We start from the raw sequence: 12,126 nt of genomic DNA, 5'->3' as shown, positions 1-12,126 counted from the left end.
GGAGGCATTCGTCGCATGTTGAAACAACTTACCGAAGAAGATTTTGCCGTATTACGAGGACCACTCGAATCTGGTAGACAAAGTCCTAATTCGTTAGCTTCTACGCTTTTTTTAGGAATTTTCCTACAGGCAGGAATTTTCTATTTAACTTATTATATCGCAGGAAAATACACCATCTATCCAAATTTCGAAAGCATTCAAGCTGTCCATTTGTGGCTCACAGCAGCACTAATTGCAATATCACTTGTCTTTGCAATCCCTGCTGTTTTTAAAAAAGCCGAGAAGTTTCAATACTTTTTATCCATCATTGTCACTCAAAATCTCTCCGTACTTTTCTATTTAGCGGCGATATTTATTTTAGGAGAAAGCGACAATGCACAGGTGGAATCGCTAGTAAACTTCACGTGGATTACCCTACTGATTGGGGCTTTACTATTTATCGCAACGTTTATTCGATTTTATCGCCTACTTAAAAAAGGTCACTACCGTAAAGGGGCAAGAAGCGAGGAAGTGCGTAGTAAATTTGAAACAACATCTTATATTCCAATCGCCATCATCGGAAGTATGGGCCTTGTTTTCTTAATCCAATATGTAATGAAAATGGGCTCCTCTGACTTATTTGATCTGCTAATGTTTGTCTTTTTACCGCTTGGGATATTTTACACACTGATTTTTGTCTTACCAGAGCAACTTGTGATGTTGTATTGTAAGCTGCGATTTAAATCCTTTAATTTTGATGAACGCGGGTACTTACAATCGGAAAACATTCACGTAATGAATAAAAAAGTAAAACAAAACTAGGGGTGGATGAAATGGAAATACGCAGTCTACAATTCGACCATTTAATTACGTTTCGTGTAAGAGATAAAAAAGAAAACTGGCTTGAAGGAATCAAGGTCATGGAAGATTTCCCTTTAAATCATGAAGTTTATAAAAATGGTCCTGTTTTTTTCTCCTTTGAAGTTGAAGAAGGAGATGAAGGCCTATTCACGTATTATTTGCCGATTAATGATGCGGTGGAATTTGATGAGGGAATCACAGATTTCACTTATTTAGAGCAATTCAAGTTAGAGAAGTCGCTACTATTGCGTCAAGCACAGGAAGAAGTGGATTTCAATACTGCATTTCAGAAAATAAAAGACTATGCCCAAGAACAACATTTACCGACGGATGATTCATTCGTATGCGTGCTACTAGAAGTTTATGGGGAATACATGATTGATTTATATGTACCTTTGAAAGAACGGAGCGAAGTGCGATGATCGTTGAAAAACATCAAATTACTTACCGAAACGTGGCGTCGAAATATTATAACTTCCTACCCGAAGAGATCCACCTCGCCTTCCGAGATTTTGACCGAATTTTATCAAAATACGGATTCAATGTAGCAGATACAATGTTTTTCTCCATCATAAGCGACCCAACAGCATCTGTCATGACCGCGGAAATTTTCCGACCAATTGAGGAAAGTGATTTCTCTGCAATGCCCACTTCAGAAGGCGTGAACTTTAGAAGTTACTTTTCTGTTGATGGCATGCTCATGACACGGATCATGGATCAATTCGATGAACTCTCCCAAGTGAAATATTGGGAGCTTGTTAAGCATATACAAGAGAAGGACTTCACTCAAAGCAGCCCCATTTTTGTGGAATACAAACGCAGCCACTCAGGCGTTGCTTATGTAGAAATGAGCGTTGGCGTTCGGTAAAGTTTAGTGTGTGATTTGAGGGATTCATCTCAAAAAGTGAAAGGATTTTTTGTGAAATGTCGGGATTATCGGAAATTTTGTCGGGAATATTTGAAAAAAAGTCGGGATTATTCAAATTTTTGTCGGGATTAATTCCAGAAGCATCGAGAACTTACTCGTATTAACTAACTTGATCGAAGTGTCTAGATTACTAGAAAAACTGTCTAGAAAAAACTCGAAAGTGTCTAGATTAATCCCAGAACTGTCTAGATTGTTACCGTAGTTTGCTAGCTTTTCCAAACTGTCTAGATTAATCCTAAAAGTGTCTAGATTAATCCCAAAAGTGTCTAGATTCCCATACAGATTGCTACTCATCCAAAAGTATCTAAAGGGGGTAACCCCGTGTAAAAGGCAATTTATCACAACGAAAAAGGAAGGTATTGTTGGAACACGAAATTTTTCTGAAGGACGATGTGAAGTTTTCAGGATTTTGGATGCGCTTTTTGGCTTCGCTGTTTGACAGTATTATTGTATCGATTGTCTCGTTTATTCCTGCAATTATTATTGGGTTTATTGTCGGTGTGTTTGGGGCGTTTGTTGATAATGAAACGGTCTCGATCATTTTAGGTGGTTTCATTTATCTCACAATTGTTGCTGCGAACTTATGCTATTATGCCGGGTTCCACGCTTCAAAGTTTCAAGCAACGCCAGGGAAAATGCTTCTAAGCATCAAAGTGGTCGATATTCATGGGAACCGCATTAGCTTTTGGCGAGGGGTTGGACGATTTTTCGCCATCCTCCTTAGTACATTCACTCTTTACATTGGGTTTATTATGGCTGGGGTTCATCCCCAAAAGCGTAGTTTGCACGATATAGTTGCGGGGACGTATGTGATTAATTCAAATGGAATAGTTGCAAAGGAGACGACTTATGCAGAGTAAAGAATTTTTCTTTTTAACATGGTTTGCATTTCTTGTTTCGTTCAGTTTTGTACTAATCGCCATCTGGAATACACAATGGATGCTCGTTGAAAAAGGCTTTTATACCGTCTGCCTTGGGTGGATTACGTTTTCTGCTTTCTCCATCGTAAAAGTTTTACGCGACCGTCATGAGGGCATCAAAACAGCGTCGGAATATCTGTTTTTAGCATGGCTATCAATGGTTGCGTCATTCTCAATTGGTATGATTGCAGTTTGGAATACAGAGTGGCAACTAGTTGAAAAGGGGTACTACTGGATGGGGATCCTCTTCACAACGTATACGTCAATTGCACTTGCGAAAGTGATCCGTGATCGCCAAGCCTATCAAGAACAACAACCTGAAATAAAAGAGCCGCCGAAGAAATTAAAAGAAGAACCAAAAGAAACTCAAGAATTACTTGAAAAAAACAAACAATTATCGAACCACTAAGTTCCAACAAATAAGAAGGTGAAACAATGAAAGTATTAGATGTAAATGAGTTTCAATCCGGCCTTGAACGAAATGTTAATAGATTAACTCGTCTCGAAAGTGAAATGAAACAAATTGAAACGGCTATTCAAGGCCTTACTCAACTAGAAGAATCACTCAAAGGGCAAGGTGGGGAAGCCCTTCGTGGATTTTACGAAAACTGCCACTTGCCCTTTCTTGAATTTTTCAACACGTTTAAAGCGAGTTTCGAAGGCGTTCTACAAGAGATGAAATCCGCACTTTCATCCCTCGAACCGGATGTATCTGGATTTATTCGCCAGGAATCTTTAGAAGGCGAAGTTGAGCAAGGATTGAACAATGCAAAACAAGTAACAGAAGAGCTAACTAATGAAACAAACAATATTATGGATTCCGTATCCGATATCGTGAGCTTACCAAACCTAGATGACAGTGAAGTTCAAGCAAGTGTACAAGATGCAAAACGCGAACGTAATCAAACCATAGAGCATTTGATGCAATTTGACCAATCTCAATCAAGTGCATTAGCAACGATTCAATCTGACCTAATGTTAATGAAAACATGGATTTCCAATATTGAATCAATGATGACGGAGGGCGTAACGGATGTAAATTTCCCTGCAGAACAGTGGAAGTCATTTGCTCTTCAACATCCGCTTACCCAAGCGCTTGCTTATCGTTCGCAACCAATGAACCAAATTATCGGTATGAATCCATTGTTAGCTCCAGGTTTTATTGGAGGGGCAAATCCGTACACGATCCCTGGACTTCATCAAAATAGCCAAATTCCTTTATATAATTTCGGCATTAATGGCGCAACGGTATCCACAAATTTTGTTTCTTATATGAAGCAACAAGAACAAATTGCAACGGAGCTTTCTTGCCCTGTACCAACTGACGTAGAAGAAGTGAAAGAAGAGGAAAATGGTGGTTTCCTAGGATTCTTGGGGGATGTTGGAAAAGGTGCATTAAATGTCGGAAAAGGAGCACTGGATTTCTTAATTTTAGATGACCTCAAAACACTTGCTGATGGAGATGCTTCATTATTCGAAAAAGGATTTGCCGCTGCATCCATTCTTCCAATTGGGAAGTTATTAAAAGTTCCTAAAGCGCTTGATGCCATTGCGGACGCTAATAAGCTCATTAATAAAAGTAATATAGATGAAGTAGTGGATAAGGGGTACGATCATTCTAAACATACTTACAATATGGTTGAAAATCCTGGCCCATTAGCTAAAATGAATGAAGGTGCAGCTTCAACATTTAGAAGTGGAAAGTATAACGTAATAGAACTTGATAGCGATACTATTCTTTACCGTTCAGGAAAAGCAGGTGGAGGTAAGAATGCGCTAGGTCAATATTTTACAAGGGAGCCAGGAACATTAGTTGAAGGGCGAATAGATTCTGCCGTTAAGGCACAATGGATTGATCCAAAAACAGGTGTGTTAACGGGTACTTCGCCATTAGAAACGGTTTACGAAATCAAAATACCTAAAGGTACAACAATTTATGAAGGGCCTGCAGCAAACCAAGGTGGCATTTACAAAGGTGGAGGAAATCAAATATTCGTTTCAGAACCTTGGAAGATTAAAGGCGTAGAAGTGCTTTCTTCAAAACCTATTAAATAAAGAGAGGGATTACCATGCTAAAAGATATAGAGAAATTAACAGTACTATTTCAACAATTAAAAAGCATTTTAGAAAAAGAAAACGATAGCGAAACATTGTACATCAGGAATCAATTGGAATTAGGTTTACATTTAATTGATGAAGTCCTAAATAGCAACAATGAAAATAAGGAATTAGAACAGCTATTTAGTAAATTGAAGGAAATATATGCAAATATTAATCAGCCGCGAGTTGGTTTATCTGATTATTTCATTTGGAAAGATGACTACGACGAACGTATTGAAGTAAATAATGACTTAGATACAATAAAAGAAAGCCTAACATTAATATTTCAATAATCCCTGCAAATTAATGAAAAAACCTTGATTGGCTTAATGCCTTTCAAGGTTTTTTAGTAAAAAAGCATATGTTAGGTGTTGAAGGAGAAAGAAATCCATGGATAACATACATCATCTAAAGAACCAAATCACAGTTGTCATTAATCTACTAAATTCTACCTACATCAATGAAATCGATAGTGGTTTATTCCAACTTTTATATAAGCGCTACTCCGATTCCTTAGAAATTTTGGAAAAAGATCGAGACGTGCATCAAATTAACATTGTTGGTGGTGTTAGAGCATATTTGGATCACTACACTGACTACAAAAATCCACTTTTAGGAGAAATGCATAAAGCAGAAAAACTTGCAAAGCTACTGATTTAAGTACCATGTAATGCACCTTTCAAACCATCGAGGAAACTCCGTGGTTTTTGATTTATCAAAAACTCAACAATAATGCCCAAAGTTCAAGCATATAAAAGAATAGAAGCTGTTTGTCGTGTAGATGATTCTGACTTTTATATTTTGAATAAATGGGGGAATGAGATGAAAAAGGGATCAGGCTTAGGTGGGTGTATTATCTCTAACAATATTTTAGAGAATAAGGGATCCATCAAATGGTGTTTTCGCGAAGAGCCTGTCAATGAACTTGACAATGGGTGGCGATTTTTATCCGATGTCGATACTGACGAATTTTTAAGTGACTCAAGAAATTTAAGTATTTGTGATTACCAAAAAGTGATAGATCTTGAGCCTGCCGTATTTGCGATTTACGAACTGCCTATAGGAACAGATTTAACCATTATAAAAGAAGGCGGGAATACTTTTTTTGTAACGGAAACGGGCGAGCTAATTTTACCAGTTAATTAATTACTCACGGAGAATTTATTATTCAAGAAAATTTAATTAACTAGAAACGCGAGAATATCAATCGATTTTTTAAAAATAGATGGTCTCCAGGTACCTAGAGGAGCGTTACGTGCATTTGATCAGGATGTCACCAAACGCTTCTCTTTTTTAATCAAATAAATGGCTTCACTAAACCTTCTTAGAAATGAGTCTTAACTTAGGTCCTTTATAAGGGGGATGAAACGTGACGTTAAAGGCGATTGCGAATAAATTATTTGTCATCAACCTATTGGATTGGTCTGCTCTAAATGAAGTAGAGCAAGAAATGATGCAGCAAGAGCGGAATGCCATTGTCCAGCGTTTTGTTGAGAAGGCTGGGCAGGAAAATTCTATTTTTACGTTGAAGGCGATGATTGAATATGACAAGGCTAATTTCTTTTTGCCGGTTCAATGTATCATTAGCCTATATCAAAGGTTGATTTTTCTTGCACAAAGTAAAGATTCCAACAACTATCTAGACTTCGCAAAATACTTAAGATTATATGGTTCAGATTGGTATGCAGTCGCAGATGAGATCGAAAGTTTAATCGGGCTAAATGAAATTGAGGAAGCTTTTAAGATTGTGATGGAGATTCGAGGTTAAGAGTGGATTTGAAGTTTTTGACTATCCCTCATAATTAGGATTCACTTCTTTATATAGAAGAAAACAAATGGTGCCTCCGAGATTTAAGGATTATTTTAATGCGGTCGTTAACTATTTGTAAACGAGAAATCACTTTATCAAACCTAAATTTAGAATGTCGGGATTATTCAATTTTTTGTCGGGAATATTTGAAAAAATGTCGGGATTATTTCAAATATTGTCGGGATTTTTGACACGCTTCTTTTGTTTATAAGTATTTTTAACTATAAATTCTCTAATGTGAAATATTTACAATGATCTAGCATACACCGAAAGTTATAGCGTTTTTTCAAAACGATTTTTCAACCTCATCTGGTAGTTATTTCTTGCTATAACTCAATAAAATTATAGTATCTATATGCTATAATAGGCAAATGTAAATATAAAATTACTGACGATTAATATATTAGATTATTAGATTTAATCTGCAATGAAGATAAAAGGAGTAACTACATCATGACGATCCACCACCAAGATATTCCTTCATATATTCTAGAATCAAAAAAACGTTGTGAAATGCTAGGGATGGACCCGAATACGATCCCCAATACTCATTACATTTCGAATGATGAACTACAGAAAAAACTGATAGATTATAATAAACTTTTAAGTATTTTCGATACTTTTGCAGAAAAATTTATTCAAACGCTCAATGGGATGCCGCTAATCCTCATAGTAACTGATGATAAAGGGACGATTTTAAAGTTTAATGGGGATTCAACCATGACTCAATCAGTTCAACAATTGGGCATAAAACCGGGTGCTCTATTTACAGAAGAAACAAATGGGACGAATTCAGCAAGTATAGCTCTCAGTTTAAATAGGCCTGTTGAAGTTATTGGAATTCAACATTATCACCGTTTCCTACAAAAAACTGCTTGTTATTCTGTCCCATTTGAAGTTGAAGACAAATCCCCTATTAGAGGAACTATTTCCATTATGACGTTTGTTGATTATCTAAGTCCTTTACTTTTGACGATGTTAACAACAGTCGTTGGCTCCATAGAAAGAGAGTTCATTTTAAAAGAAAAAAATAATCAATTAAATATCTTGAATCAAATCGTCACAGATAACGCAAAAACGGCAATTATTCAAACGGACGTACATGGTGAAGTGACGAAAATTAATTCCTTTGGTGAAAAGTTAACAGGTTGGCATAAAAAGACAATTATTGGAAAGAAAATCGAAAAACTTAGCCCAATAGCAGAAAATATAAACCAAATTTTAACATCACAACAACGATTTACTGATATCGAACTCCGTTTTACTTGTGAAAAAACTGGCTACCAAACAGTTTGTTTATTAGATGGAAGACCACTGTATGATGAAAAAGGTCGATTAACTGGTGCATTTGCTCAATTAAAAGATATGACGGACCGGTATGAAGCGGAAGAACGAATTAATTATCTTGCGTATCATGATGATCTAACTGGACTTCCTAACCGTCGCTATTTTCATAAAGTATTGAAAGAAAAAATGGAGAGAACGAAGGAGCATAACAAGAAGTTCTCTATTTTTTTACTTGACCTCGATCGGTTTAAAATGATCAATGATACATTAGGCCATGAAAAAGGTGACTGGCTGTTAGTGCAAGTCAGCAAGCGTCTACGTGAATATTTACCTAACAATGCTGAGCTTTTCCGCATGGGGGGCGATGAGTTCACGGTTATTTTGAATGGCTTATCCAATTTATCGGAAACTACGTCAATTGCAGAAGGGATTATTCAATTGTTCCAACAGCCCTTTGCGATTGCTAACTATGAATTTCATATAAGTACAAGTATTGGTATTGCTACTTATCTTTGTAGTGAGTATGATGCGGATACACTGTTCCGTAAGGCTGATACAGCGATGTACCGGGCTAAGGAACAAGGCAAAAACAGCTACTTTGTCTATGAATCGACGTTAGAAAAATATCTTTTTGAAAAGTTAACGTTTGAACAAGAACTGCGCCATGCAATAGAAAATAATCAGTTAGAGCTATATTATCAACCACAAATTAGCCTATGTTCGCAAAAAATAGTAGGAGTAGAGGCATTAATTCGTTGGAATCATCCAACTTTTGGATTAATTAATCCTGGAGATATAATTCCACTAGCAGAAGAATTAGGCTTGGCAGATACATTGGGGGAATGGGTGTTACAAAAAGCATGCCATCAATCTAAAGATTGGCAAAATCATGGCTTTACCCCAATAAAAGTCGCTGTGAATTTATCGCCACAGGACTTTTTACAGCATGCACTGGTTGAACGGGTGAAACAGGTGTTAATTGAAACGAATTTAGAGCCACAATATTTAGAAATTGAAATTACCGAATCGATGACAATGGATGTTGACCATGCAATTACTACGATGCAAGCCTTACATGAGTTGGGTGTGCAAATTGCGATTGATGATTTTGGCAAAGGCTATAGTTCCTTAAATTATTTGAAAAACTTCCCGATTGATCATTTAAAAATTGACCGCTCCTTTGTCAACGATATATTAAATGACCATAACGATGTAAAGATAATAAGTGCCATTATTTCCTTAGCCCACGGGTTAAATCTTAAAGTAATAGCAGAAGGTGTGGAAACGAAGGAACAAGCCTTGTTTCTAAGTAACCTTCATTGCGATCAAGCACAAGGCTACTATTACAGCAAGCCATTGCCAGTAAATGAAATCGAGAAACTATTTTAGCGCATAATACCCCGAGATCATTAACAATAGGAACACCATTTTCTCATTAAGGAAAATGGTGTATCTTTTGCGTTTTTCCCCATTCAACTCCCGTCCGAAATGAACCTTTTACCATTCAATTCCTAATTAGAATAAATCATCAAGGGTAGGGAACACTTTTTTTAAAGGAAATGAATAAACCCCGTCCTGTAGTAAAAATAAAATGATTCCTACATAAGAATTTAGATGGGAGTATTTTAGAAATTATGAAGGTTATGCATTTAACCATTGAACTAATTGTTGGATTTTTCTTATTGGTAATAATCGTGCATGTAGTTGGTAGAAAAATCATTAAGCAAGTTACACCCTTTACATTTATTTCTGGAATTGTATTTGGAGAATTACTTGGAAACGCCCTCTATGACCCAAAAGTTGGTGTCGGTTATATCATCTATGCCTTAAGCCTTTGGGGACTCCTACTATTTATTGTTGAATATGTTGAAAGAAAATCATTATTCTTAAGAGGGATTTTTCAAGGGAAACCATCTGCGCTAATTAGAAATGGAGTAGTTGACCGAGAACAACTGAGAAAGAGCCGCATGAATCTTAATCAATTGCAAAGTCTGCTTAGGCAGAGTGAAACTTTTTCTATTCGAGAAGTGGCTTATTGTTATTTAGAGCCTAATGGTTCAATCAGTATATTAAAGAAGCCACAATATCAAAAGACGACGTTAGAAGATTTTAATCTAGTTGGAAAGCCACCGAATGTACCCGTCACTTTGATTCGGGACGGAAAAGTATTGTGGGATGAAATAAGTGATATCGGTTATGATGAAACCTGGCTAAAGAAACAACTTTTATCGAAAAATATTGTAAATTACAAAGAGGTTTTTATTGCAGAATGGTTAGAAGGGGACGGAATTTTTGTACAAACCTATCAAAGTCCTTCAAAGCAGCGATGAAGCGCATTACTAAGTCCAAACGATCACTAATGTAAACAGGTGGGAAAACGTATCATTTTCTCGCCTGTTTATTTTTATATAAAAGAAATGAAATGCGCACTTAAACACGCACAATTAACTCTTGACCGTTAATTTACTTTCAACTAACCTAGAAATGTTTTCCATACCAACGAACTGAATGATTATGTTAATCTAGGTTGAAATTGACCATATTGTATTAAAAGATATTGATCTTGATCCGATGAATGGGAGCATTAATATTGAAACTGAGTAATAAATTACACCTAAAAATTACATTAAAGTCTTTGATAGTGGCTGTTATCGTATTAGCTTTTATGTTATCCATTGCTAGTAGTTTATACAGTAGTTATCAAGGGAATATAAAGTTGTTAAAAGAACAATCGCTTGAAACAAACCGGGTTTATGCTGAAAAATTAGCTCAAATGGTGAGCATTTATTTAGATGATGCTTTAAAAGTACTTGAATTTAGTGCAGCTGAAGTAGAAGACCATTTAGATGATGAAGAATTAATTATGAATGTAGTGAATCGTGTTCAGGAACAAGAAGAAACGTTTAATTCTGTTGTAATAGCGAACTCTGAGGGCTTAATGATCGCAGGTGCACCAGAAGAATTTGGCCTTAAGGGGAATTTCATAAAATCGACAGAAGGTTTACAGCTCATTAAAAACCAAAAACCTTCCATAACCATGCCATATAAAACTTCAACAGATAGAGTAGTGATTACCCTCTCATATCCACTCTTCTCAAAAGACGGGTCTTATGAAGGGTTAATCAATGGTACGGTCTATTTGAATGAATCTAATTTTTTTGAAACCATATTAGGAGATCATTATTATCAAAATGGATCTTATGTGTACGTTGTAGATTCTGATGGGATTGTTATTTATCATCAAAATGAAGAACTTATAGGAGATGACATATCCGACAATGAGGTAGTAAAAAAAATAATGGAGGGAAAAAGTGGAGCCCAACAAGTAACCAATTCTTTTGGTGTAGATATGCTTGCAGGTTACAGTTTCGTGGATTTAAGCAAATGGGGAGTTGTTGCTCAAACTCCAAAAGCCGTTGCGATAGATTCAGTTGGGAAAATAGTAATGAATTCCTTTATTATTCAACTTCCTTTAATTATCCTTTCCATCATTATTGCAATATTTGCTGCAAATAGAATTGTGAGACCATTAGAAAAACTGGCTGCCATTACAGTGGTTAGTGTTGAAGAAAGCGAAATGCGGAAGCTAAAAGAAACAAATGCATGGTATTATGAAGCTCTTCAAATAAAGACGGCACTAATTCACAGTTTTGCGTTTCTTCATAGTCAAGTTAATTTATTTATGGACAAATCAACCACTGATCCACTAACAGGTGCAATGAATAGACGAACATTGGATGAAATTCTACAACAATGGACGTCAAAAGAGATAAAATTTTCAGTTATTATGCTAGATTTAGATCGCTTTAAAAGAATAAATGATACTTATGGACATGCCATGGGTGATGAAGTCTTGAAGTTTTTTGTCAAGATGATGAAAGAAGGTACAAGAGAAGTTGATATTTGTTGTCGATATGGTGGGGAGGAATTTGTCCTCCTACTTCCAGAAACAAGTATTGAAGAGGCGTTTGAAATAGCTGAAAGTTTACGCAAAACTTTAGAGAAAACAGAAAGTCCATGTGGGCGACCTGTTACATTATCAGCAGGTGTTGCTTCTTTTCCTGATACAGCCTCTCGTACTAGTGATTTATTAGATTTAGCCGATCAAGCATTATATGATGCAAAAAATTCAGGACGCAATCGCGTATCAATTGCTTCATCCAAAAGTTAATAGATTATGACGGAACTTCTTGCGTTCATGGTGAGAAGTTCTTTTTTATTTTGCATGAGAGTATGTTTGA

The 12,126-nt window shown here is 36.2% G+C and carries 13 protein-coding genes; all 13 read left to right on the top strand.

Annotated features, from left to right (window positions below):
* The first annotated feature begins 15 nt into the window (after window positions 1-15).
* Window positions 16-801, top strand: coding sequence for an ABC transporter ATPase (locus JOD29_RS10605; RefSeq protein ID WP_124764734.1), 786 nt, complete (start codon window positions 16-18; stop codon window positions 799-801).
* Window positions 802-812: 11 nt separating this feature from the next.
* Window positions 813-1,262: a biotin carboxylase gene (locus tag JOD29_RS10600; protein ID WP_124764732.1), complete on the top strand. Its 450-nt coding sequence runs from the start codon at window positions 813-815 to the stop codon at window positions 1,260-1,262.
* Window positions 1,263-1,294: 32 nt separating this feature from the next.
* A complete protein-coding gene (locus JOD29_RS10595; protein ID WP_338088306.1) occupies window positions 1,295-1,708 on the top strand; it encodes a DUF5085 family protein in 414 nt (137 codons plus the stop codon).
* Between the two features lie 422 nt (window positions 1,709-2,130).
* On the top strand, window positions 2,131-2,628 hold the full coding sequence (locus JOD29_RS10590; protein ID WP_124764728.1) for an RDD family protein: 498 nt from the start codon (window positions 2,131-2,133) through the stop codon (window positions 2,626-2,628).
* Window positions 2,618-3,097, top strand: coding sequence for a YiaA/YiaB family inner membrane protein (locus JOD29_RS10585; protein WP_124764726.1), 480 nt, complete (start codon window positions 2,618-2,620; stop codon window positions 3,095-3,097). The genes JOD29_RS10590 and JOD29_RS10585 overlap by 11 nt, the downstream gene beginning before the upstream one ends.
* Window positions 3,098-3,123: 26 nt before the next feature.
* On the top strand, window positions 3,124-4,743 hold the full coding sequence (locus JOD29_RS10580) for a ribonuclease YeeF family protein (protein ID WP_239585668.1): 1,620 nt from the start codon (window positions 3,124-3,126) through the stop codon (window positions 4,741-4,743).
* Window positions 4,744-4,757: 14 nt separating this feature from the next.
* Window positions 4,758-5,081 carry a hypothetical protein gene (locus JOD29_RS10575; RefSeq protein ID WP_124764724.1) on the top strand — a complete coding sequence of 108 codons (324 nt, stop codon included), beginning with the start codon at window positions 4,758-4,760 and terminating at the stop codon, window positions 5,079-5,081.
* Window positions 5,082-5,178: 97 nt separating this feature from the next.
* The gene (locus JOD29_RS10570) at window positions 5,179-5,448 is read left to right on the top strand and encodes a hypothetical protein (protein ID WP_124764722.1); all 270 of its coding nucleotides are present in this window, start codon (window positions 5,179-5,181) and stop codon (window positions 5,446-5,448) included.
* Window positions 5,449-5,520: 72 nt separating this feature from the next.
* Window positions 5,521-5,934 carry an immunity protein Imm33 domain-containing protein gene (locus tag JOD29_RS10565; protein ID WP_239585667.1) on the top strand — a complete coding sequence of 138 codons (414 nt, stop codon included), beginning with the start codon at window positions 5,521-5,523 and terminating at the stop codon, window positions 5,932-5,934.
* A gap of 223 nt (window positions 5,935-6,157) precedes the next feature.
* Complete coding sequence (locus JOD29_RS10560) at window positions 6,158-6,556, top strand: hypothetical protein (RefSeq protein ID WP_124764718.1); 399 nt, start codon at window positions 6,158-6,160, stop codon at window positions 6,554-6,556.
* Between the two features lie 495 nt (window positions 6,557-7,051).
* On the top strand, window positions 7,052-9,274 hold the full coding sequence (locus tag JOD29_RS10555) for an EAL domain-containing protein (RefSeq protein WP_124764716.1): 2,223 nt from the start codon (window positions 7,052-7,054) through the stop codon (window positions 9,272-9,274).
* 245 nt (window positions 9,275-9,519) lie between these two features.
* Window positions 9,520-10,215 carry a DUF421 domain-containing protein gene (locus JOD29_RS10550; RefSeq protein WP_124764714.1) on the top strand — a complete coding sequence of 232 codons (696 nt, stop codon included), beginning with the start codon at window positions 9,520-9,522 and terminating at the stop codon, window positions 10,213-10,215.
* 260 nt (window positions 10,216-10,475) lie between these two features.
* Complete coding sequence (locus JOD29_RS10545) at window positions 10,476-12,056, top strand: sensor domain-containing diguanylate cyclase (RefSeq protein WP_158610563.1); 1,581 nt, start codon at window positions 10,476-10,478, stop codon at window positions 12,054-12,056.
* Window positions 12,057-12,126: the final 70 nt, after the last annotated feature.

The organism is Lysinibacillus composti (genome assembly GCF_016908465.1).
Taxonomy (GTDB): domain Bacteria; phylum Bacillota; class Bacilli; order Bacillales_A; family Planococcaceae; genus Ureibacillus; species Ureibacillus composti_A.
The sequence above is the reverse complement of the archived record's forward strand: the minus strand, read 5'-3'. Positions and strand labels throughout refer to the sequence as shown.